At 72.9% G+C, this 23,853-nt stretch carries 13 protein-coding genes; 3 read left to right on the forward strand and 10 right to left on the reverse strand.

The features are described 5' to 3' along the window. Window positions 1-11: 11 nt before the first annotated feature. On the reverse strand, window positions 12-1,121 hold the full coding sequence (locus tag ACFY00_RS14745) for an ABC transporter substrate-binding protein (RefSeq protein WP_388031194.1): 1,110 nt from the start codon (window positions 1,119-1,121) through the stop codon (window positions 12-14). 464 nt (window positions 1,122-1,585) lie between these two features. Here ACFY00_RS14745 and ACFY00_RS14750 point away from each other — a divergent pair, with 464 nt between their 5' ends. Further along, the gene (locus tag ACFY00_RS14750; RefSeq protein ID WP_388031195.1) at window positions 1,586-3,580 is read left to right on the forward strand and encodes an amino acid transporter; all 1,995 of its coding nucleotides are present in this window, start codon (window positions 1,586-1,588) and stop codon (window positions 3,578-3,580) included. Between the two features lie 62 nt (window positions 3,581-3,642). On the opposite strand, the gene ACFY00_RS14755 is transcribed toward ACFY00_RS14750, so the two are convergent. The 6 genes from ACFY00_RS14755 to ACFY00_RS14780 all read right to left on the reverse strand — a co-directional run bounded on the left by ACFY00_RS14755 (window position 3,643) and on the right by ACFY00_RS14780 (window position 13,486). Then, window positions 3,643-6,609 carry a glycoside hydrolase family 3 C-terminal domain-containing protein gene (locus ACFY00_RS14755; protein ID WP_388031197.1) on the reverse strand — a complete coding sequence of 989 codons (2,967 nt, stop codon included), beginning with the start codon at window positions 6,607-6,609 and terminating at the stop codon, window positions 3,643-3,645. 116 nt (window positions 6,610-6,725) lie between these two features. Continuing rightward, window positions 6,726-8,795, reverse strand: coding sequence for a discoidin domain-containing protein (locus ACFY00_RS14760; protein WP_388031444.1), 2,070 nt, complete (start codon window positions 8,793-8,795; stop codon window positions 6,726-6,728). A 528-nt stretch (window positions 8,796-9,323) separates the two neighbouring features. Next, on the reverse strand, window positions 9,324-10,388 hold the full coding sequence (locus tag ACFY00_RS14765) for a LacI family DNA-binding transcriptional regulator (protein WP_388031200.1): 1,065 nt from the start codon (window positions 10,386-10,388) through the stop codon (window positions 9,324-9,326). A 150-nt stretch (window positions 10,389-10,538) separates the two neighbouring features. Continuing rightward, complete coding sequence (locus tag ACFY00_RS14770; RefSeq protein ID WP_388031202.1) at window positions 10,539-11,543, reverse strand: ABC transporter substrate-binding protein; 1,005 nt, start codon at window positions 11,541-11,543, stop codon at window positions 10,539-10,541. A 117-nt stretch (window positions 11,544-11,660) separates the two neighbouring features. Next, the gene (locus ACFY00_RS14775) at window positions 11,661-12,659 is read right to left on the reverse strand and encodes an ABC transporter permease (RefSeq protein ID WP_388031204.1); all 999 of its coding nucleotides are present in this window, start codon (window positions 12,657-12,659) and stop codon (window positions 11,661-11,663) included. Beyond that, complete coding sequence (locus tag ACFY00_RS14780) at window positions 12,656-13,486, reverse strand: ATP-binding cassette domain-containing protein (RefSeq protein ID WP_388031206.1); 831 nt, start codon at window positions 13,484-13,486, stop codon at window positions 12,656-12,658. Before ACFY00_RS14780 ends, ACFY00_RS14775 begins: the two co-directional genes overlap by 4 nt. Before the next feature lie 226 nt (window positions 13,487-13,712). Between ACFY00_RS14780 and ACFY00_RS14785 the strand changes: the two genes are divergently transcribed. Further along, window positions 13,713-16,832, forward strand: a complete 3,120-nt coding sequence (locus tag ACFY00_RS14785) for a GH92 family glycosyl hydrolase (RefSeq protein ID WP_388031209.1) — start codon at window positions 13,713-13,715, stop codon at window positions 16,830-16,832. A gap of 73 nt (window positions 16,833-16,905) precedes the next feature. Here ACFY00_RS14785 and ACFY00_RS14790 read toward each other — a convergent pair whose 3' ends face one another. The 3 genes from ACFY00_RS14790 to ACFY00_RS14800 form a co-directional block, all read right to left on the reverse strand. Then, a complete protein-coding gene (locus tag ACFY00_RS14790; RefSeq protein ID WP_388031447.1) occupies window positions 16,906-18,321 on the reverse strand; it encodes a glycoside hydrolase family 76 protein in 1,416 nt (471 codons plus the stop codon). Between the two features lie 143 nt (window positions 18,322-18,464). After that, window positions 18,465-20,918 (reverse strand): RICIN domain-containing protein, encoded by a 2,454-nt coding sequence (locus tag ACFY00_RS14795; protein WP_388031211.1) that lies wholly within the window; start codon window positions 20,916-20,918, stop codon window positions 18,465-18,467. Between the two features lie 378 nt (window positions 20,919-21,296). Continuing rightward, the gene (locus tag ACFY00_RS14800; protein ID WP_388031213.1) at window positions 21,297-21,794 is read right to left on the reverse strand and encodes an Lrp/AsnC family transcriptional regulator; all 498 of its coding nucleotides are present in this window, start codon (window positions 21,792-21,794) and stop codon (window positions 21,297-21,299) included. 264 nt (window positions 21,795-22,058) lie between these two features. Here ACFY00_RS14800 and ACFY00_RS14805 point away from each other — a divergent pair, with 264 nt between their 5' ends. Beyond that, window positions 22,059-23,384 (forward strand): APC family permease, encoded by a 1,326-nt coding sequence (locus tag ACFY00_RS14805; protein WP_388031216.1) that lies wholly within the window; start codon window positions 22,059-22,061, stop codon window positions 23,382-23,384. Window positions 23,385-23,853: the final 469 nt, after the last annotated feature.

A 23,853-nucleotide genomic window follows, 5' to 3' on the forward strand; every position in this document is an offset into this window, starting at 1 on the left:
GTGTCGGCGGGTCAGTACACCAGGCCCTGGTCGAGGGCCTGCCTGGCGTTGTCCGCGGTGAAGTGGCCGTCCTTGATGATCACCTTGGGCTGGACCCCGGCCGTGCCGTAGAAGTCCTTCAGCGACTGGAAGGCGAGCGGTCCGAAGCGCGGGTTGGTCTCGATGTCGGCGACCAGCTGCCCGTCGATCACGCCCTGCACGGCCTGCTTGATGCCGTCGATGGACACGATCTTGACGTCCTTGCCGGGGGCCTTGCCGGCCGAGCGGATCGCCTGCATCGCACCGAGTGCCATGCCGTCGTTCTCGGCGTAGACGGCGGTGATGTCGGGGTGGGCCTGGAGCAGTTGCTCCATCACCTTCTGGCCCTCGGTCTGGTCGAAGTTGGCCGTCTGCGAGGCCACCACCTGGATGTTCGGGTACTTCGCGGCGACCTGGTCGGTGAAGCCCCTGGTGCGGTCGGCCGAGACGTTGTTGCCCGGGGTGCCCTGCAGGATCGCCACGTGCGCCTGCCCGCCGGTGGCGCCCGCCAGGTCGTCGGCGGCGATCCTGGCCTGGCCGTAGAAGTCGGAACCGATGAAGGCGACGAAGTCGGAGCAGGCGGTGCCGCCGACGGTGCGGTCGATGGTCAGCACCGGGATCCTCTTCGCCTTGGCGGCGGCCAGCGCCGGGCCGAGGCCGTCGGAGTTCTCCGGGGCCACGATCAGCACCTGGGCGCCCTGCGCGATCATGTCCTGGATCTGCGCGTTCTGGGCGTTGACGTCGGCGTTGGCGTTGCGCTCGATCAGCTTGACGCCGAGCTTCCTGGCCTCCGCCTCGATGCTGGCGGTCTCGGCCGCCCGGAACGGGTTGCTGGTGGACTCCGACTGCGAGAAGCCGACGAGCACCTTGCCGTCGGCGAGGTCGAGCTTCGGCGCGCCGTAGGTGTCCGCGGTGCAGCCCGGCCCGGCGGCCGACGCCGAGGGCGGGACGACCTGCTGGGCGGCCGCGGTGTTGTCGGGGGCCGCGGCGGTGTGCCCGGACGAACCGCTGTCGCCCTGGTTGGTGCAGGCGGACACCGAGGCGCACAGTCCGGCGAGGAGCAGTGCGGCGATGACGGACTTGGCGCGCGGGGTGGGGTTCATACGCCCGATCACATCCTTGGCTGCGAGGAGGGGAGGGAGGCCGGAAGGGTGGGAGGAGCCGTCGGACGCACCGGCTACCGGCCGGTTTCCAACGTTGCAGAGGGACAATGGGCCATCCGGCGAGACGGTGTCAAGAACTTGCGCACGGACTCCCCGACCGGTCCTGATCGAATGAATCGCCGTCAACTCCCTTGCTGTCAGCCTGATCTGCCGGACGGCAACGGGCCAGCGGTTCCGGCGCGAGGTCTGGACAACGCGGGCCCGCCCTGCTGTGATGCCGGTACGGTCGAATTTCCAACGTTGTCAAACCGGCCCCGCCGCCCGTGCGCGGGGCGGACGGCCCGGTCGTTCCGGCTCCTGAGGTTGGGGCCGCGCAGCAGGGGCACACGTCCCGGGCGTGCGAGGGGCCGCGGGCGGCCCGGTCGCCGATGGACGGGCGACAGGACGATGACGATGGGGCGGGAATGGACAACAGGATCGACGCCGACGCACCGGCGGTACCGGAAGTGCTGGACAGCCCCGCCCTGCGGCCCGAGCGGCCGCGGGGCGGGGTGGCGCGCTGGCTGCTGCGGCACCGGGTGCAGCCGGTGGGGCCCGCGGCGGCGGAGGAGCACAGCGAGCCGCAGGCCTGGTGGAAGGTGATGTGCCTGACCGGTGTCGACTACTTCTCCAGCCTGGCGTACGTGCCCGCCATCGCCGCGCTGGCCGCCGGAGCGGTCTCGCCGCTGGCGACGCTCCTGCTCGTGGCGCTGACGCTGGCCGGGATGCTGCCGATGTACCGCCGGGTGGCCCGGGAGAGCCCGAACGGCGCGGGGTCGGTGGCGATGCTGGAGGACCTGCTGCCGTTCTGGTGGGGCAAGTTGTTCGTGCTGGTCCTGCTGGGGTTCGTGGCCACCTCCTGGATCATCACCATCACGCTGTCCTCGGCGGACGCCTCCGTGCACCTGGTCGAGAACCCCTACCTCTCCGGGGCGCTGCACGGCCACGAGGTCGCGCTGACCGTCGGTCTGCTGCTCCTGCTGGGCGGGGTGTTCCTGCTCGGCTTCAGCGAGGCGGTCACCATCGCCGTCCCGCTGGTCTCCCTCTTCCTGCTCCTGAACGCGGTGACCATCGGCGCGGGCGTGGTGGAGGTGTTCACCACGCCGGGTGCCTGGTCGGCGTGGACGGCGGCGCTCGGCGAGGGCGGCGGCGGCTTCACCGGCCTGCTCGGTCCGGCGCTGCTGGCGTTCCCGCTGCTGGTGCTGGGCCTGTCCGGCTTCGAGACGGGGGTGAGCATGATGCCCCTGCTGGCCGCCGAGGGCGCCGACCCGGAGCAGCGGCTGGACGCGCGGGTCCGCAACGCCCGCAGGCTCCTCACCACCGCCGCGGCCGTCATGAGCGTCTACCTGCTGGCGGCGAGCTTCGTCACCACCGTGCTCATCCCGCACCGGGAGTTCGAGGCGGGCGGTCAGGCCAACGGCCGGGCGCTGGCCTGGCTCGCCCACCAGGAGCTGGGCGAGGCGTTCGGCACCGCCTACGACGTCAGCACCATCCTGATCCTCTGGTTCGCGGGCGCGTCGGCCATGGCGGGGCTGGTCAACATCGTCCCCCGCTACCTGCCCGACTACGGCATGGCCCCGGAGTGGGGGCGGGCCGTGCGTCCCGTCGTGCTCGTCTACACCGCCCTGTGCGTCGTCATCACCGTCGCCTTCGGCGCCGACGTCAACGCCCAGGCCGGAGCCTACGCCACCGGTGTCCTCGCCATGATGGTCTCCGGCGCGTTCGCCGTCACCGTCTCGGCGGTGCGTCGGCGCCGGCGCGCGGCCACCGCCGGTTTCGCCGCGCTCACGGCGGTGCTGCTGTACGCCCTGGTGGCCAACGTCGTCGACAAGCCGGACGGCATCGCCATCTCCGGGATGTTCATCGCCGGCATCGTCGTCGTCTCGTTCGTCTCCCGGGTCTCGCGCACCACCGAACTGCGCGCCCGGAGCGTCGCCTTCGACCCCGCCGCCCGCCGGTTCGTCACCGACACCCTCGCGCACGACGGGGCCGTCAACATCATCGCCAACCGCCGACAGGCCGGAACCGCCGACGAGTACCGGTACAAGGAGCAGGAGCAGCGCGGGGACAACCCCGTCCCGGGGGCCGCCGACGTCCTCTTCCTGGAGATCGACGTGGTGGACCCGTCGGACTTCAGCGGCGCCCTGCTGGTGCGCGGCGTCGAAGTGGGCGGCTACCGGATCCTGCGCACCGAGGCGCCCGCGGCCCCCAACGCGATCGCCGCGATCCTGCTGGCCCTGCGCGACTCCACCGGCGTCCGGCCGCACTGCTACTTCGCGTGGGCCGAGGGCAGCCCGTTGAAGCACATGCTCCGCTACTTCCTGCTCGGACGCGGTGACACCGCCCCCGTGACCCGCGAGATCATCCGCAGGCACGAACCCGATCCCGCCCGCCGCCCCGGCATCCACGTCGGGGCCTGACCGGCCGGTGCTCCTGCCCGCGCCCGTACGCCGGGCGCGGGCAGGAGGGCGATCGGCCGGGCTCAGCCGTAGGCGTTGAACTCGGCGATGGACCACCACGAGGTGGACGCGCCGGTCTGGACGACCTTCACGTACCGGGCGCTCTGTGCCGGGAAGTCGACCGTCACCAGCGCGCCCGCGCCGGTGCCGGACGCCACCGCCGAACCCCACGACACCCCGTCCGAGGACAGGAACACCTGGTAGCCCCGGGCGTAGTCGGACGCACTACCACCGGAGTCCATCGTGATCCGCGCCAACGACCGCACCGCACCCGTGTCCACCGTCACCGACTGCCCCGCCGCCATCGGCACACCCGACGACCACCGCGAACCGGCCGACCCGTCCAGCATGTTCGCCGCCACGTCACCCCCGCCGGTGGCGGAGGCCGACGCCGACCACCCCGTGCGCGGCAGCAGGGTCAGGCCGCCGCTCCCGGTGCCGCCGCCGGTGACGGTGGTCTGGCCGGTCAGGCGCAGGTCGCGGGAGGAGGAGCCGACCGAGACGGTGTGGGTTCCGGGTGTGGTGGTCCAACTGCCCTGCCAGGTCTGGAAGCTGCGGGCGTCCAGGGTCAGGGCGACGTGCTTGGTCTGGCCTGGGTCGAGGGCGACCTTCCGGAAGCCGCGCAGGTTCTTCGGCGGCTCGCCGCTGGTGGCGGGCTGGCCGACGTAGACCTGGGCGACCTCGGAGCCGGCCCGGGTGCCGGTGTTGGTGACGTCGAAGCCGACGGCCACGTTGCCCGCGGCGTCGGGGGCGGAGACGGTCAGGCCCGAGTAGCCGAAGGTGGTGTAGGAGAGGCCGTGGCCGAAGGGGTACAGCGGCTGCCTGTTCTTGGCGTCGTACCAGCGGTAGCCGACGTCCACGCCCTCGGAGTACTGCACGCTGCCGTTCTGGCCGGGCCACTGCGCGGTGCTCGCGGCGGGCACGTCGGCGAGCGACCGGGGGAAGGTCACCGGGAGCTTGCCGGAGAAGTTGACGTCGCCGTAGAGCAGCGCGGCGATCGCGGTGCCCGCTTCCTGCCCGGGGTACCAGTTCTCGACGATGCCCTGCACCGAGCCCGCCCAGGGCATGGTGACGGCGGAGCCGCTGTTGACCACCACGACGGTGTGCGGGTTGACGGCGGCGACGTCGGTGACGAGCTGGTTCTGCGCGGCCGACAGGTCGATGTCGCGCAGGTCGGAGCCCTCGGACTGGAAGTCGCCGACGAAGACGAGCGCGAGCTCGGCGTCGCGGGCGGCCGCGACGGCCTGGTCGTGGGCGCTCTGGCCGGGCACGGCCCAGCCGAGCGTGGCGTTGCTGCCGCCGCCGGCCTGGTAGTAGTCGACCTCGACGGCGACCGGTTGACCGGCCGTCAGGGTGATGCTGCCGGTGCGGGTGGTCGGGCCCTGGTCGTACCAGTTGTCGATGACCGGTTGGCCGTTGACGAGCAGGCGGCTGCCGTCGTCGCTGTTCAACGAGAACTGGTAGCTGCCGCTGGTGGGCGGGGTCAGGGTGCCGGTCCACTTCACCGACCAGTTGGTGGCGTTGACCCCGGCGGCGGGCGACCGGCCGCCCCACACCGCGTCGACGGCCGCGTCGACCCGGCTCGCCACGACCGGCCCGGAGAGGTCGGTGCTGTTGTGGTACTCGCCGTACAGGCCGGTGCCGGTGCCGGTGCCGGTGGACGGCTTGAGCGCGCTGGACGGCACCGGCGGCAGCGAGCCGTCGGCGGCCGGGACGCCCTGGGCGTACGTCACCGTCGTCCCGGCCCCGGCGCGGGCCTTGATGCCCTGGTAGGGCGTCACCACGTGGGGGGCGTTGACGGCGGCGCTGCCGCCGCCCTGGGTCATCGCGCCGGTCCCGGCGTCGTCGCCGATCACCGCGATCGACTTGACCGACGGCGCCACGGGCAGCACCGAGGCGGTGTTCTTCAGCAGCACGCTGCCGTCCTGCGCGACCTGCTGCGCGACGGCGGCGTTCGCGGCGGTGGTGACGACCGCGTCCCGGTTGCCGGTCTGTGCGCGGTCGAAGAGGCCGCGGCGGAACATCGACACCAGCACCCGGCGGACGTGGTCGTCGACGGTGGCCTGCGACACCTGCCCGGCGTTGACGGCGTCGGTCAGCGCGGTGCCGTAGTGGTCGCTGCCCGGCATCTCCACGTCCAGGCCGTTGTTGGCCGAGGCGACGGTGGAGTGGGTGGCGCCCCAGTCGGCGGTGACGAAGCCCTTGAAGCCGAGGTCGCCCTTGAGCGCGCCGTTCAGCAGCGGTCCGTTCTCGCACGCGAAGGCGCCGTTGACGGCCGAGTACGAGCACATGGCCGAGTCGACGCCCTGCTGGACGGCGGCCTCGAACGCCGGGAGGTAGATCTCCCGCTCGGCCCGGTCGGAGACCACCGCGTTGTCGGCGAGGGAGTTGCGGTTGGTCTCCTGGTTGTAGACCGCGAAGTGCTTCACCTGCGCCATCGGGCCCTGGCTCTGGATGCCCGCGATGTCGGCGGCGCCGATCTGCCCGGCCAGGTACGGGTCCTCGCCGAACGACTCGAAGGCCCGGCCCCAGCGCGGGTCCCGGACGATGTTGACCGTCGGGGCCAGCACCACGTTCGTGCCCTTGCCCCACTGCTCGGCGCCGAGCACCTGGCCGTAGGCGCGCATCAGGTCCGGGTCCCAACTGGCCGCGCCGGCCACCGGGGCCGCCAGCTGCGTCACGCCGGTCAGGCCGTCACCGGCGCCCACCGGGCCGTCCTGGAAGTGCAGCGCGGGGATGCCGAGGCGGGTGTTGGCCGGGATGCAGCCCGCGTAGCCGCAGGACGGCCCGCCGTGCAGCATGGTCAGCTTCTCGGCCTGGGTCATCGCGGCGAGCAGCTCGCCCGCGCGCTGGTCGGGGGGCTGGGACGCGTTGGTCCACGGCTGGTCGGCGGCGCTCGCCGCCGGACTGCCGAGGGCGGCCAGGGCCCCGGCCACCAGCAGGGCGGCGAGCGGCCCGGCCGGGGCGGTTCGCGGATGGGGACGACGCACGACGGCTCCAGTCGGCGGAGGGGCGCCCCGGCCGGCGACTCGGGGCGTGGGGTGGGGGTGGGAGGTGGGGGTGGGGCTCCGGGGCGGACCGACCGGCCGGCCCCGGAGCCCGTGGGTCACTGCGAGACGCGGACGTAGTCGACGATCATCTTCTGCGGCAGGACGGTGGTGGCGTCGGGGTTGCCGGGCCAGTCACCGCCGACGGCGTTGTTGAGGATGATGTAGAAGGGGTGGTCGTACACCCAGGGGCCGCGGGTCTGCTCCAGCGTCGAGCGGTCGACGGTGAAGAAGCTGTGGCCGTCCACCGCGAACGTCATGTGGGTGGAGTCCCAGTCGACGGCGTAGGTGTGGAAGTCGGAGGCGAAGTCCGACCCGGCGACGGTGTACGGCGAGCCGTAGCCGCCTCCGCCGTTGTAGGCCGGGGCGTGCAGGGTGGAGTACACCGAGTCCGCGACCTTGCCGACGTGCTCCATGATGTCGATCTCCCCGCAGTTCGGCCACGGCGTGCCGGACTTGAAGTTCGAGCCGAGCATCCAGAACGCGGGCCACAGGCCCTGGGTGCCGCTGACCTTGATGCGGGCCTCGACGTGCCCGTAGGTGAAGTCGAGGTGGCCGTGGGTGTTGATCCGGCCGGAGGTGTACTGGCCGTTGGCCTCCTTGCGGGCCTCGATGACGAGGTTGCCGTTGCCGTCCAGGTTGGTGTTGTCGCCGTTGGTGTAGAGCTCCAGCTCGCCGTTCTGGCCGTTGCCCGGGTCCTGGGTCCACTTGGCGGGGTCCGGCTTGGTGTTCGCGGCGCCGTTGAACTCGTCGCTCCACACCAGGCGCGGCGGGTTGGCCGGGTTCGGCGGGAGGGCGGGCGGAGCGGTGGGGTTGCCGCCGGTGCCGTACACGTCGAAGGTCCACAGCGAGTAGCCGTAGCCGTTGCTGCGCGCGGTGCCGTACATCCGCACGTACCGGCCGGTGCCGTCGACGTCGAGGGTCTCCTTGAAGCCCTTGCCGGTGGTGGTGGAGTAGACGCTGGTCCAGGTGTTGCCGTCCGGGGAGACCTGGATCTGGTAGGCGGTGGCGTACGCCGGGTCCCACTGCAGCACCACCTGGGTGACGTGCGCGGTCGCGCCGAGGTCGACCGCGATCCAGCCCGGGTCGACCCAGCCGTTGACGTCGCTGGTCGCCCAGCGCGTCGCCGGGTCCTCGTCGAAGGCCTTGGCCGGGGTGCAGCCCGGGCAGTTGCCGCTGTCCTGGTAGGTCGAGGCGGTGGCGGGCTTGCCGTACGAGAGCAGGGTCTTCCCGCCGCCCGGGGTGCCGCCCCCGCCGCCGGTGAAGACCTGGAACTCCCAGAGCGAGTAGCCGTACTGGGTGGCGCGCTGGGTGCCGTACACCCGGACGTACCGGCCGGTGCCGGACAGGGTGATCAGCTCGGTCGCGCCGCGGCCGTCGGCCGTCGAGTAGACGGTGCTCCAGGTGGCGCCGTCCGCCGAGACCTGGATCTGGTACGCCTTGGCGTACGCCGTCTCCCAGGACAGCTGGACGCCGCAGACGTTCTGCGAGGAGCCCAGGTCGACCTGGAGCCACTGCGGGTCGGCGGCGGCCGAGGACCAGCGGGTGCCGGTGTTGCCGTCGACCGCGGCGGAGGCCGGCGTCCCGGCGTTCTCGACGGAGGAGGCGGTGGCGGTCCTGTTCAGGGCGGCGTTGGCGGTCGAGCAGGTGCCGGCGCCGGTGCCCGCCGTGCCGTAGACCTGGAACTCCCAGAGCGAGTAGCCGTACTGGGTGGCGCGCTGGGTGCCGAGGATCCGGACGTAGCGCCCCGTGCCGTTCACGGCCAGGCTCTCGGAGCCGCCCCGGCCGGTCGTGGTCGTGTAGACGTTCGTCCAGGTGGTGCCGTCCGTGGAGGTCTGGATCTGGTACGCCTTGGCGTACGCGGCCTCCCAGGTGAGGACGACGGAGGTGATGGTGTCCGTGGCACCGAGGTCGACCTGGAGCCACTGCGGGTCGGCGGCCGCGGAGGACCAGCGGGTGCCGGTGTTGCCGTCGACCGCGGCGGAGGCCGGCGTCCCGGCGTTCTCGGTGGAGGAGGCGGTGGCGGTCTTCCCCTGCGACAGCAGGGTGCCCTCGGCGCGGGCGGGGGCGGCCTGGTTCACCGCGAGGGCGAGGGTCGCGATCAGGACGGCGACGAACGCGAAGACCAGCGGGCGGGGTGGTGCGGCGAGGGCGCGGCGTGGGGGGCTACCTGTCACAGCATTTCTCCTGGAGTGGTCCCTGAATGAGAGAGCGCTCTCTCATTCCGTGATGATTGCGCCGCTGTTGCGCCCACGTCAATGAAGTGAACAAGTTCCGAAACAATGGGTCGTCAATCGGTGCACCAGGAACCGCTATCCGGGCACCGGAGTTGGGCTCGGCGCCGTACGGCGGACCGCCGCAGCGGAAGGTCGACGCACTCCAGACCGTGGCACCGAGGCCGAACCGTGCCCGAAGGAGCGGCAGACCCGCAACTGCGGTCGGTGGCTGGGGAGTCAGGGCGATCCGACACCTGACCGCCGGGGGCACGGCCGAGCGATTGTCCGTTCAAGAGTCGAACCGATCCGCCCGGCGTGGCGACACCGCAGGAAGGCGCTCGATGAGCTGCTTTCCTCCAGGTGGGAGAGCGCTCTCCGACGTTCTCCTGCGCATCCGCCGCCGAAGTGCTCACCGGCGTGGCGAAGCCCGTGGCGCTGCGGTCAGGAGGGCGTGGCGGGGAGGTCGGGGCGGTGGCCGGGCCGTTCTCCGGAGCGGCGTTCGACCAGGCGGGTGAGCAGGATGACCTTGCGCGGGGCGGAGCGGTCGCCGGCTATCCGGGAGAACAGGAGGTTGGCCGCGGTGCTCCCGACCGCCACCGGGTCCTGGCTGACGACGGTCAGGGGCGGGTCCAGCAGCTTGGCGAGCGGCAGGTCGTCGAAGCCGACGACGGCCATCGGGAGGGGATGCCCGGCGGCCCGCGGCCGCTCTGGGCCGTCCAGGTCGTCCATCGCGTCCAGGACGCCCAGGGTGATCAGGTCGTTGCTGGTGAACAGGGCGGTCGGCGGGTCCGGCAGGGCGCGCAGGTCGGCGAGGGCGAGCCGGGCCTCCAGGTGGGAGCGCAGGCCGTGCCGGACCAGGGCGGGGTCGGCGGACAGGCCGCGGGCGGAGAACGCGTCCAGGTACCCGGCGTAGCGCTCGCGCTGGGTCCAGATGTCGTAGCGGTCGCCGAGGTAGGCGATCCGGGAGTGGCCGTGGGCGAGCAGGTGGGTGACGGCGTGCCGGGCGCCGTCGCGGTTGTCGACCGTGACGGTGTCCACGTCGAGGCCCTCGGCGGGGCGGTCCACGCAGACCACGTGGGTGCCGGCCTCCATGGCCGGGCGGAGGAAGCCGTGGCTGCCGATGGTGGGGACGACGATCAGGCCGTCGACCTGGCGGGCGGTGAAGGCGGCGATCACCTCGCGCTCCCGGCGCGGCTCGTCGTTGGTGCTCCCGACCAGCACCACGCAGCCGCGCCGGTGCGCCTCGTCCTCGATCGAACGGGCCATCAGGGCGTAGAAGGGGTTGGCGAGGTCGTCCACCACCACGCCTATGGTGGAGGTGCCGAGCCGCTTCTGCCGCAGGTTGCGGGCGTTGACGTTGCGTTGGTAGCCGAGTCTGCGCACGGCCTGTTCGACCTTGGCGACGGTGTCGGGCGAGACGCCGGGGGCGTTGGAGACCACGCGGGAGACCGTCATCAGACTGACCCCGGCGGCCTGGGCCACGTCCTTCATCGTCGGGCGCTTCAACAGGTGTCCTCCTCGGCGCGCTCCCCCGGCACCGGCCGGTCGCCCCGGGCGTCGGGGAGTGAAATCCTATCGACGCCGGTGCCGCCGTCTGGGCCGCGCCCCCGCACCGCCTCCGCGGCCGGTGCGGGGGCCGCGACCCCGGACGCGGTGTCAGCAGGCGGACCGGTAGACGTACTTGCCGACCGCGGGATCGTCGAGGTTCGCCTTGGTGATGGCGACCATGGTGGTGCCGATCCGGGCGGTGACCGGTTTCCCGGCGATGGCGGCGAGCGCCTGGTCGACGCCCTGGGTGCCGATGCCGACCGGGTCCTGGGCGACCAGGATGTCCAGGGTCCCGTTCTTCAGGGCGGTCACCTCGTCGGGTTCGGCGTCGAACGCGGCGACCTTGACGCTGCCCTGCCGACCGGCGGCCTGGAGGCCGGTGGCGACCCCCTGCGCGGTGTTGGTGTTCCCGGCGAAGACGCCGCCGAGGTCGGGGTGGGCGGCCAGGGTGGCCTGGACCTGCGAGGCCGCGGTCGCGGGCAGGTCGTTGTCGTAGAGGACGGGCAGTAGGGCGATCGCCGGGTGGTTGGCCTTCATCTCCTCGGTGAAGCCCTTGATCCGGGCGTCGGTGGTGGAGACGCCGGGCTTGACGCTGATCACGATGGCCGAGCCCTTGTCGCCCATCAGCTCGGCCAGCGCCTTGGCGGCCGTCCGGCCCCCGGCCTCGTTGTCGGAGGAGATCCGGGAGACGCCGACGGAGGCGTCGCTGACGGCGGTGTCCACCAGGACGACCTTGGTGCCGGCGTTCTGCACCTGCGTCAGCGAGGGCGTGAGGGCCTGGGTGTCGACCGGCGAGACCAGCAGCCCGTCGGGTCGGCTCGCGCCGACCGAGTCGATGATGGGGCGCTGCACGGCGACGTCCCACTGCGCGGAGCCGTCGACGGTGAGCTTGACGCCCCGCTTCTTCGCCTCGTCCTGGGCGGCGCAGGCCATGGTGATGTAGAACGGGTCGCTCTTGACGCCGGTGACGAGCTTCAGGGTGACGTCCTTGGTGCCGTCCGCGCCGCTGCTCCCGCTGCCGCTGCCGCAGCCGGCGGTGGCGGTGGCGGCCGCGGTCAGGGCGAGGGCGGCGCAGCAGCGGACGAGGGTGCGCGGTCTACTGGTTCCGGGCATGGCGGGCTTCCTCCTGCGGCTGGGGAACTGAGGGTGTGACGCTGGGGGGTCGGGCGCTGGGGGGGTCAGGCGCTGGGGGCCGGGCGCTGGGGGGGTCGGGCGCTGGGGGCCGGGCGGTCAGCCGCGCTCGCGGCCGCGGCGGCGGAACTGGTCGAGGTACACCGCCGCGACCAGGACGACGCCGATCGCGACGTCCTGCCAGTACTGCTGGACGTCCATGATGATCAGTCCGGTGGTGAGCACGGCGGGGATGAAGACGCCGATCACCGTGCCGAGCACGGTGCCGCGGCCGCCGAAGAGGCTGGCGCCGCCGAGCACGACGGCGGTGATGACCTTCAGGTTGTCGGTGGAGTGCCCGGCGATCGAGGTGGTGCCGAAGTAGGCCAGCCACATGGTGCTGCCGAGCCCGGAGAGCAGGCCGGTCAGGGCGTAGACCTTCACCAGGTGGCGGTCCACGTCGATGCCGACCCGGCGGGCCGCCTCCGGGTTGGAGCCGATGGCGTAGGTGTGGCGGCCGAAGCGGGTGCGGGTGAGGACCAGGCCGAACACCAGGGTGGTGCCGAAGGCGATGACGACCAGCCAGGGGACCTGGCCGAACAGCCGGCCGAAGCCGACGGTGTGCTGGAGCCTGCTGGACACCGCCCCGGTCGGGTCCTGGCCGCCGGTGACGACCTGGGCGATGCCGAGGGCGGCGCCGAAGCCGCCGAGGGTGACGATGAGCGGCGGCACCTTCGCCTTCGCCACCAGCCAGCCCTGCAGGGCGCCCCAGAGCAGCCCGGTGGCCAGCGCGATCAGGGTGGAGACCACCACGGTGCCCCAGCCGGCCTCCGCGCCGCCGTGGTGGAGGGTGTACTCGGCCGAGAGCACGGCGGAGAGCACCAGCACCGAGCCGACCGACAGGTCGATCCCGGCGACGATGATCACGTACGTCATGCCGACGCCCAGCACCAGGTAGATCGCGGCGTTGGTGGCGATCTGGGTCAGGTCGTAGCGGGTCAGGAAGGTGTCGGGCCGGGCGAGCGTGAAGAACGCGACGAGCAGGAGCAGGACCCCGGAGGTCCACGTCTCGTTCGCCGCGGCGATCCGGCGCACCCAGCCGGGCAGCCGCGCGCTCATGCCGCACCGCCCGTTCCGGGGACGGACTCCGGGCCGGGGGCGGACTCCGGGCCGGGGGCGGACTCCGGGCCGGGGGCGGGGTCCAGGGCGCCGGTCATCGCTCCGACCAGTTCCTCGACCGAGGTGGTGGCGGCGTCGAGGACGGCTACCCGCCGTCCCAGGCGCAGGACTTCGACGCGGTCGGCGACCGAGAGCACCTCCGGCATGTTGTGGCTGATCAGGACGACGGAGATGCCGCGGTCGCGGACGCGCCTGATGGTCTCCAGCACCCGGCCGCGCTGGACCACGCCGAGGGCCGCCGTGGGTTCGTCCATGAAGATGACGCGACTGGCGAAGGCGACCGCGCGGGCCACCGCCACCGACTGCCGCTGCCCGCCGGACAGCGCGGCCACCGGGACGGTCACGTCCCGCAGGTCGACGCCGAGTTCGGCGAAGGCGGTGACGGCGGAGCGGCGCATCGCGGCGTTGTCCAGCACCCCCAGGCGGCCGAGCAGGCCGGGGCGGTGCAGTTCGCGGCCGAGGTGGAGGTTGGCGGCCGCGTCGAGGTCCTGGGCGAGGGCGAGGTCCTGGTAGACCGTCTCCACGCCGTGGCGCCGGGCGTCGAGCGGGCCGGTGAGCCGGACAGGGGTGCCGTCCACCAGGATCTCGCCGCCGTCGGGGGCGGTGGAGCCGGAGAGGGTCTTGACGAGGGTGCTCTTGCCGGCGCCGTTGTCGCCGATCAGCGCCACCACCTCGCCCGGGCGGACGGTGAAGTCGGCGCCTTGGAGGGCCTGGACCCGTCCGTAACGCTTGCTCACCTTCCTTGCTTCCAAAAGTGGTTGGGACATCGAGCCGACCTCCGCGCCGCGATTGGTAACGTTCACTGAAGAGTTGGGAGTCTGATGGCGCCGTGACGGGCTGTCAAGGACTCCGTCGCCACTTGTCACGGAGCCTCAAATTCCTTGAAAAACAACGAAGTTGACCTTGACACCCAGCCTTGACGCGCCCATCGCCACGCCGGAACAATTCCATCCGCTCGGTAACGTTCACATCGCTACCGGAAGGTGTCCCACGGTGTCCCTCCCCACCCGCAAGGCCCGGGCCGCCGTCGCGGCCGGCAGTCTCCTGCTCGCCGTCCTCGGCCCGGTCACGACCCTCGGCGCAAGCGCGGCCCACGCCGCGACGGCGACCGACCTCACCCAGTACGTCGACCCGTTCATCGGGACCGACGACAGCAACGCGCCGAACCCCGTCGGGGGCGGCGCCGGCGGCTCCACCTACCCGGGCGCCGTGGTGCCCTTCGGCGGAGTCCAGTTCAGCCCCGACACCCCGACGGCCTCGCCGTCCGGCTACCGCAACTCCGACACCACGGTCGAGGACTTCAGCCTCACCCACTTCGACGGGGCCGGCTGCCCGAACAACGAGGACCTGCCGCTGCTCCCGGTCACCGGTGCCCTGGGCGCCTCGCCCGGCAGCAACTGGACCGGCTACGCCTCGGGCTACACCAAGTCCAACGAGAGCGCCTCCCCCGGCTACTACCGGACCAGGCTCGACAAGTACGCCACCACGGTCGAGCTGTCCGCGACCACCCGCACCGGCATGGGCAGGCTCACCTACCCGTCCACCGGCGCCGCGCAGCTGCTCGTCGCCACCGGCCGCAGCGCCACCGGCAACCGCAGCGGATCGGTGCAGGTCAACGGCTCGGAGCTGACCGGCAGCGTCACCGCCGGCGGGTTCTGCGGCTCCTCCAAGACCTACCAGATCTACTTCGACATCCGCTTCGACCGGGCGCCCAGCGGTTTCGGCACCTGGTCCGGCTCCACGCTCAGCGCCGGTTCGACCGGCACGTCCGGCACCAACACCGGCGCGTACGTCACCTTCGACACCAGCGGCTCGCAGACCGTGCAGTTCAAGGTCGCCCTGAGCTACGTCAGCGTCGCCAACGCGCAGGCGAACCTGGCCGCGGAGAACAACGGCTGGGACTTCTCCGCCGTGCGCTCCGCCGCCGCCGGCGCGTGGAACCAGGTCCTCAACCGGGCCCAGGTGACCGGCGGTTCGGCCACCGACCTGAAGAAGTTCTACACCTCGCTCTACCACGTCTTCCAGAGCCCGAACATCGCCAGCGACGTCAACGGCGACTACCGCGGCTTCGACGGCGCGGTCCACAACTCCGCCCGCCCGGTCTACCAGAACTACTCCGGCTGGGACATCTACCGCTCCTGGGCGGCGCTGATCGCGCTGATCGCCCCGAACGAGGCCGCCGACATCGCCAACTCCATGGTCCTGGACGGCCAGCAGGGCGGCCTGCTGCCCAAGTGGTCGCAGCAGACCAACGAGGACTTCGTGATGACCGGCGACCCCGGCCCGATCATCGTCGCCAGCATGTACGCCTTCGGGACCCGCGGCTTCGACACCGCGGCCGCGCTGGCCCTGATGAAGAAGTCCTCGTCGGGCGGCACCGCGCAGGGCTCGCCGATCCGCGGCAACCAGGGCACCTACACCAACCTGCACTACATCCCCGGCGCGCCGTCCGACTCGCTGGAGTACTCGGCCTCCGACTTCGCCGTGGCCCAGTTCGCCAAGGCGCTCGGCAGCACCGCGGACCACGACACCTTCATGACCCGGGCCCAGTGGTGGCGCAACACCTACGGCGCCGAGTCCGGCTACGTGCAGCCGCGCAACTCCGACGGCAGCTGGAAGTGGCCGCTGGACCCGGCCGCCCAGGCGGACTTCACCGAGGGCAACGCCGCCCAGTACACCTGGATGGTCCCGTACGACTTCGCCGACCTGGTCAACGCCATGGGCGGACGGCAGACCGCCGTGCAGCGGCTCGACCACCACTTCACCCAGGTCAACGCCGGGCAGAGCCTGCCGTACTACTACATCGGCAACGAGCCCGAGCACGGCGTCCCGTGGGCCTACAACTACGCCCGCCACCCCGCCGGGGCCTCGGCGGCCGTCCGCAAGGTGATGACCGAGTCCTTCACCACCGGCGCGGGCGGGCTGCCCGGCAACGACGACCTCGGGGCCACCTCCGCCTGGTACGTCTGGGCGGCGCTCGGCCTGTACCCCGCGACGCCCGGCGCCGACACGCTGGCCGTGCACGGGCCGTCCTTCCCGTCCGTGCTGATCCAGCGCCCGGGCGGCAACATCACCGTCAACGCGTCCGGCACCGGCTCCTACGTCCAGGGCCTGAAGGTGAACGGGACGGCCACCAGCCACAACTACCTGCGCTACCCGGACCTCGCGTCCGGCGGCACCCTCGACTTCACCATGGGCGCGGCGCCCAGCACGAGTTGGGGCACCGGCGCGGGCGACGTCCCGCCCTCCTTCCAGGACGGCGCGACCCCCGTCCCCGCCGCCCCGGAGCTGGGCGCGAACCTCGCCCTGGGCCGGCCGACCAGCGCCTCCGCCCCGTGCGCCGCGGCCGAGTCCGCGGACAAGGCCGTCGACGGCAGTCTGCAGAACAACAGCAAGTGGTGCTCGAAGACGGCCGGTGCGAGCCTCCAGGTCGACCTGGGCTCGGCGCAGCCGGTCGGCTCGGTGGTGCTGGAGCACGCCGGGCTCGGTGGCGAGAACACCGCCTGGAACACCGCCGCCTTCCAGGTGCAGACCAGCACGGACGGCACCTCCTGGAGCACCGCCGCCACCGTCACGGGATCGCGTTCCAGCCGCACCTACAGCCCCTTCCCGGCCCGCTCGGCCCGGTACGTGCGGGTGGTGTTCTCCACCCCGACCAACACCGGCGGCGACCCCTCCGCCCGGCTCTACGAACTGGAGGCGTACGCCACCGGGCCGGGCGCCGGGTCCGGGCCGGTCACCTCGGGCCTGAACGGCGCGAAGTGCCTGGACGACTCCGCCTCCGGAACGGCCAACGGCAACCGGATCCAGATCTGGGACTGCAACGGCAGCGGCGCCCAGAACTGGACCAGGGTCGGCGACACCCTCCAGGTGCTCGGCAAGTGCCTGGACGTCACCTCCTCGGGCACCGCCGCCGGCACCCCGGTCCAGCTGTGGGAGTGCAACGGCAGCGGCGCCCAGCAGTGGCAGGCCGTCAACGGCACCCTGGTGAACCCCGACTCCGGGCGCTGCCTGGACGTCCCGTCCTCCGACACCACCAACGGCGTGCAACTGCAGATCTGGGACTGCAACGGAACCGCCGCCCAGAAGTGGAACCTGCCGGTCTCCGCGTAGCCGGGGCCGCCCCGCCGGTGCCGCCCGCCCCCCGCCCGGGGTGCGGGCGGCACCACCGTTCGGGGCGCCACGGTCAGCCGGCGGCGTCGAGCAGGTCGAGGGCGCTCTGCTGACAGCCGTAGTCGGTGCTGCCGGGGCCGCCGGCCCAGTGCGGGCCGTACTGGTCGAGCGGGTTGCGGTCCTTGGCGTGGGCGGAGTCCGCCCAGGCGGTGAGGGCGGGCGTGTAGGGGTGGTCGGGCAGCTGGGCGTCGAGCCGGTCCAGGCCGCGGACGTAGGCGCCCTTGAAGGACGGTCCGTCGCCGGTGCAGTCGTCGCCCTCGCCGGGTTCGCGCAGCACGCCGCCGCTGGTCAGGCGGGTGGTGGAGGCGTCGGCGAGGGTGCGGGCGGTGGTGAGCAGGGTCGCGTCGCCGGTGGCCCGGTAGAGCTCGGTGAGGCCGCCGAGGACGACGCCCTGGTTGTACGTCCAGGTGGGTTGGCCGTTGTTGGCGCAGGCGTCGTTCAGGCCGTCGTTGACCAGGTGGTCGGCGTTGACCATGCCGCTGCCCCGGAACCAGTTCCACTCCTCGCGGGCGCGCTGGAGGTAGGCGCTGTCGCTGGGGATGCGGTTGTGCAGGGCGGCGGTGAGCTGGAGGTAGAGCTCGTTGGTGACGGCGTTCTTGTAGGTGCTGCCGGTGTTCCAGCGCACTCCGCCGCCGCAGGTGCCGGTCCAGTTGGCGCTCATGTGGTCAGCGTCGGCGCGGGCGGTGTTCAGGTAGCGGCCGTCCCCGGTCAGGTCGTAGGCGTCCACCCAGGCCAGTCCCCACCAGCCGGTGTCGTCCAGGTACTCGTTGGTGAAGTTGCCGCCCTGGGCGCCGAGGTTCTTGTCGTAGGTCTCGGCGACGGCGTAGGTGTAGCTGCCCATGCCGCTGATCCGGGCGTTGTCGATGACCGCGGTGAGCGCGTTGGCGGCGGTCCACCAGCCGTTGCCGCCGAAGAGCTTGGTGGTGCGGTCGAAGGACGTCATGAGCGCGGTCGCGGCGGCGGTGCGCCGGTCCCAGGCGTTCCAGGTGGTGCGGGCCCAGGGGGTGCAGGCGACGGCGCCGCCGACCTGGCCGCAGGCCCGCAGCGCGCCGACGCCGCGGTTGTTCCAGTCGTCGACGTTGTACATCAGGGTGCGCCGGCCGCTGCCGCCCGCGGGCACCCTGGTGTCGCCGAGCTTGCTGCCGCCGCTCCAGGTCCGGCCGCCGTCCGTCGAGCGGTCCAGCCACACCTCGTCGCCGCCTGCTCCACCGGTGATCGAGGCCCAGCCCATCGCGTCGGCGTCGTCGAAGTGCAGCACGAGCGTGCGGCCGGACAGCGTCGCGGACACCGGCTGCCGGTCCTGCGGGCTGAGGGCGGGGTCGCGGGCGTCGCAGTACTTGTTGCACACCGCCGCGGCGGCGGCCGCGGCCGGAGCGGCGGCGGGCAGGGCCGCGGCCAGGACTCCGACGGTCAGCAGGGTGGCGCGCAGGGATCGGGACACGGGCACGGGAGTCTCCTGGATCGGGTGGGGAACGGCGGGGGTGGACGCCGTCGCGGCCGGGCCGGCGAGGACCCGGCCGCGACGGTCGGTCGTACGGGGGCAGGGCGCCCGGGGCGACCGGAGCGGCGGGGTCAGCGCAGCTGCCACAGGTGGTCGGAGGTGCCGTTGTCGGCGAACTGCACCACCTGCGCGCTGTCCGCCGTCGACATGCCGTCCACGCCCAGCACCTTGCCGGAGTTGCGGTTGCGGATCCGGAACCAGCCGTCGCCGTTGTCGACCAGCTGCCACAGGTGGTCAGCGGTGCCGTTGTCGGAGAACTGCACCACCCGGGCACTGTCCGCCGTCGACATCACGTCGATCCCCAGCACCTTGCCCGAGTTGACGTTCCGGATCCGGAACCAGCCGTCGGCGTCGGCGAGGAAGGTCCACAGGTGGTCGGCCGTCCCGTTGTCGGCGAACTGCACCACCCGGGCACTGTCCGCCGTCGACATGCCGTCCACGCCCAGCACCTTGCCGGAGTTGCGGTTGCGGATCCGGAACGGGGCGCCGCCGGTGCTCCAGGGCGTGCCGGTCGGGGAGGTGGTGGGGAAGGAGGAGATCCGCAGCCGGGCCGCGCCCATCGGGACGAGGGTGACGGTCTCGACCGCCGCGGTGCTGCGGGCGGGGCTGCTCTGCAGCGGGCTCACCACGTGCTGGCCGTCGGCCTGCCACTCGGGGATCCGCCGGGCCGGTACGGTGATCCGCACGGGGGTGCCGGCCTGGGTGAAGGGGTTGGCGGCGAGCGTTCCCCCGGCGGCGGTGAAGACCGGGGACCCGGCGTCCAGCGCGAGGCCGTAGTTCCAGGGCGTGGTGGCGTGGACGGCGTACTCGGGGAAGGCGGCGGTGCCCGCGTACTGCTGGTAGCTCTCGCCGATCCGCAGCGCGTACGTCAGCGGCCCGTGGTCGATCGAGACGCTGCCGTGGTTGGCGCTCCAGGTGCGCACGGTGGTGCGCTGGGGCAGGCGCAGCACCACGGTGTCGCCGTCGTGCCAGGTCCGGTTGACGACGGTGTACGCCGGCCCGGCAGGTGCGTTCACGGCGGCGCCGTTGACGGTGAGGGCGGGCGCGGCGCACCAGCCGGGGACGCGCAGGTACAGCGGGAAGGCGAGCGGCTTCGGGGTGCTCAGGCGCAGTGTGACGGTCTCGGCGAAGGGGTAGTCGGTGGTCTCGGTGAAGGTGACGGCCGTGCCGTCGGCGACCTTGGCGGTGACGGTGCCGGCGGCGTACATGGCGGCGGCCAGGCCGTTGTCGGGGGTGGCGAGCCAGAGTTCTTCCAGGAAGTAGGGCCAGCCCATGCCGTAGTTGTGGGGGCAGCAGCGGTACTGGTCGACGCCGGGCTGGTACGCCTGCATGGCGAAGCCGTTCTGGAACTGGCCCTGGGTCTTGGGGGTGTTGTCGAGGTCGACGCTGTTGGCGCTGGTGACGTAGTGCACGGCCTTGCCGTCGGGGTCGAGCGCGGCGGGCAGCGAGTTGAAGGCGAGGTCCTCGCAGCGGTCGGCCCAGACGGGGTCGCCGGTGATCCGGTTGAGCAGTTGGTGGCTGGCCATGAACTCGACGACGCCGCAGGTCTCGAAGCCCTGGCGCGGGTCTCCGTAGCCCGGCCGGGCGTTCTCGTCCCCGGCGAAGCCGCCGCCGGGGAACTGGCCGTACTGCGCCATCACCGCGTCGTAGGTGCGGTACGCGGAACCGGTCAGGGTGGCGGACGGGGAGCGCAGCGCGTACTGGGCGGGTTCGCGGAAGCCCTGCGCGATGTTGACGTTGTGCAGGCTGGGCAGGTTGTCGGTCCAGTTCGCGCCGTGCGCGTGGATCTTGTCGGCCAGGTCCAGCAGGAAGGCGTCTCCGGTGCGGTTGTACAGCCAGAACACGCTGTCCAGCGCGTCGCCCCAGCGCACCGAGACCCAGCTGCTGTTGAACGCGCCGGGCCCCTGGGCGTTCATGTAGCGGAAGAAGGCGCTCAGCAGCGGGACGATCCGGGTGTCGCCGCTGTACTCCTGCCAGCTGCGCAGCGCCCAGGTGAGCGGCAGGAACGGCCAGAAGTCCGGTCCGCCGTTGAGCGAGGTGCGCAGGGCGGTCGGGCCGAAGAAGCCGTCGGACTGCCGGGTGGCGACGATCGCGTCGATCCAGCGGCGGGCGGTGGCGAGGGCGACGGTGTCGCGGGTGGCGATCGCCAGGTCGACGTAGCCGCGCAGCCAGTACGGGACCTCCTCCCAGCCGGGGCGGTCGGGGTGGGTCCAGCCGCTGGTGCTCAGGTCGAGGAAGTGCGAGATCTGGTCGTACCGGCCGCACAGGCCCGCGAGTTGGAGCCGGAGCTGTCCGTCGAGCCAGCCGGCCGCGGTGATGCTGCCCGGGGGCAGGCGGAGGAATGCGACGGGGGCCAGCGGCGCCGCGTTGGGGAAGTAGAGTCCACCGGGAGCCGGGGCGACCGGGGCGACCGGAGCGGCTCCGAGGCGGGTGCGGGGGGCGGCCTGCGCGGCGACCGGGAGGCTCAGCGAGAGGCCGGCACCGACGGCGGCACTGCCGACGAACCGCCTACGGCTCATGGACATGGCACTCTCCTCCGGAAGGCTGTTACAACGTTGGAAAGCAGGGCAACGGCATGACAGCACGCACCGGGCACGAGTGTCCAGAGCAGCGGCGGATATCGTCACAGACCAACTGCCCTGCAATTCAAGGGAGAAGAACCCCACCGGACCGGATCCCCACCGACCGGACCGGTCGGCCCCGCCAGGGCTTCAGCGCCCTGCTCAACGTTGTAGAACCCGGTCGCAGCGGCCTCCACCCGGACGCCTGGCGGCCTTTCGGCCGACAGGACCGCCACACCTCCGGTGCGGGACGGTCGAGTCGACAGGACGACGGGGACGGGACCACGGGAACGGGACGACGGCGACGGGTGCCGCGCGGACCCGGCCTTCCGTACCGCCCCGCTACCGGCCGCCCGGCCGGGGCGGCCAGTGGTCGAGCGGGAGGGGGCCGCGGGAGCGGACGGTGCGGATGGCGAAGGTGGAGCGGGCGTCGCGGACGGGGCCGACGGCGAGGATCTCGTCCAGCAGGACCTGTTCGTAGCTGGCCAGGTCCGGGACGGCGATCTCCACCAGGAAGTCGGCCTCGCCGGAGACCACGTGGCAGGCGACCACCGCGGGGATCGCGCACAGCGACTCCTCGATGTGCCGCGAGGTCTCCCGCGAGTGCTGTTCGACCCGCAGCGCGACGAACACCGTCAGCCCCAACCCGACCCGGTCGCGGTCGAGTTCGGCCCGGTACCCGGCGATCACCCCGTCCGCCTCCAGTGCCTTGGTCCGCCGCAGCGCGGAGGAGGGCGAGAGCCGGACGGCCTCGGCGAGGTCGACGTTGGGGGTCCGGCCGTGCCGCTGGAGGTGGGCCAGGATGGCGCGGTCGATGCGGTCGTACTGGGGGCTCGACATGCTGGGCAGCCTAGTGGTGCCCCGGCGCGATCGTCCCCGCTGCGGCGGTTGCCCGGCATGTCGTGCCGCCTCGCACCGCTGCTGCGGCAGGATCCACCACGCAAACCCGCAGATCCCCGACAGAATCCACCGCGTGACCTGGCCCCTCCCCCGTGGCACGACCTGTCGCCGAACCGCTCTCCGGTGACAGGATCTACCGCGAGGCCCCCTGCGCGGAGCGGATTTCGCCATCGGGTGCCGCGCGATCCGGGCCAGGATCAGGGCATGACCGACACCGCGCCAGCATCCCGCCCCCGTCCCTCCTCGCGTCCCGGCTCCCCTTCCGCCGCCCCCGCCTTCCTCTCCACGGCCGGGGCGTCCGCGCTGTACATCGGCGCCCTGCTCGGCCCCAGCCTGCTGCTGCTCCCGGAGCTGGCGGCCCGCGCGGCGGGCCCGGCCTCGCTGCTGGCGTGGCTGGCGCTGCTCGCGCTGTCCGGGCTGATCGCGGTGGTGTTCTGCGCGCTCGGCACCCGGCTGGGCTCCTCCGGCGGCGTCGCCGGGTACACGGCCGCGGGGCTGGGCGCGCGGGCGGGCCGGGCCGCCGGCTGGTGCTTCCTGGCGGGGGTGGTCGCGGGCGCGCCCGTGGTCTGCCTGATCGGCGGGAGCTACGCGGCGGCGGCCGTGGGCGCGGACGGGGCCACGGCCGTCCGGGCGGGGCTGGGGCTGCTGGCGCTGGTGCTGGCGGTCCGGCTGCTGGGGGTGCGGACGGGGGCGGGGCTGCAACTGGCGCTGGTGTCCGCCCTGGTGGGCCTGGTGCTGTTCGCGGTCCTCGGTTCGGCCCCGGCCGCCCGGGCCGCGCACTGGACGCCCTTCCTGCCGCACGGCTGGAGCGGCGTCGCGCAGGCCGCCCCGCCGTTGATGTTCGCGTTCGTCGGCTGGGAGGCCGCCGCCTCGCTGACCACCCGACTGCGCGACCCGCGCCGCCAACTGCGCCGGGTGGTGCTGATCGCCTTCGCCGTGACCTCACTGCTCTGCCTGGGCCTGGCGGCCGCGACGGTGGCCGTGCTCGGCCCGGGCGCGGGCGGCTCCGTCCCGCTGGCCGACCTGCTGCGCGCCGCGATCGGCTCCCGGGGCCCGCTGCTGGCCGCCGGTGCGGCGGTGGTGCTCACCCTCGCCGCCACCAACACCTACCTGACCGGCGCCGCCGCCCTGCTGGACGCCCTGCTCCCCTCCGGCACCGCCTCCGGACGCCGCGGCTCGCTCGCCGTGGTGGCGACCACCGCGCTGATCGGCGTCCCGCTGTTCGTCCTGGTCGGGACGGGCGTGCTGACGACCGCTCAACTGGTGGCCGTGCCCACGGCGCTGTTCCTCACCGTCTACCTGACCTGCACGGCCGCGGCGGTCCGCGTCCTGGACGGCGCCCCGCGCCTGGCCGCCGCCGTGAGCTGCCCGGCGGTACTGGCCCTGCTGCTGGGCACGGGCTGGCCGGTGCTCGCCGCCGCCGCGGTGGCGCTCACCGCGGCCCTGACCCCCGCGCCCCGAACGGGCGACCACCTGTCGCTCGCACGTTCCGCGGCAGCTCAGGAGGGTTCACCGGCCCGTGGGGTTTGACCCCGAACGACTACCGCGCCGCACCGGGACGGTCCGATGATCGGGCAATGGACCATGCCCCCGGCGATTACCTGTCGCCCCTGCCACCGCTCCCCCCGCTCCCGCCCCTCCCCCTGCCGCACCACCCGCCCTGGCACTGCCACAGCCCGACACCGACGCCGACGCCAACACCGACACCGACCCCCACACCATCCCCCAGCCCGACCCCCACCCCCACTGCACACCCGACGCCGACGCCCGCCCCCGTCCCCACGCCCGCCCCCACGCCCGCCGCGCTACCTCCGACGCCCCATCAGTCCCCGTCCACCTCGCACCACCCCCCGGCCCCGACCCCCCGTCCGCAAGCAGCAACCGTCCGCCCCGCCACTCCCGCCCCCACGCCGACAACCACCGCCACGCCGACCCCGGCCCCGACCGCCACCGCCACGCCGACCCCGACCGCCGCACCCTCGACGCTGGTCGCCGCACC

Origin of the sequence: Kitasatospora sp. NPDC001540, assembly GCF_042894345.1 — a bacterium.
Taxonomy (GTDB): domain Bacteria; phylum Actinomycetota; class Actinomycetes; order Streptomycetales; family Streptomycetaceae; genus Kitasatospora; species Kitasatospora phosalacinea_C.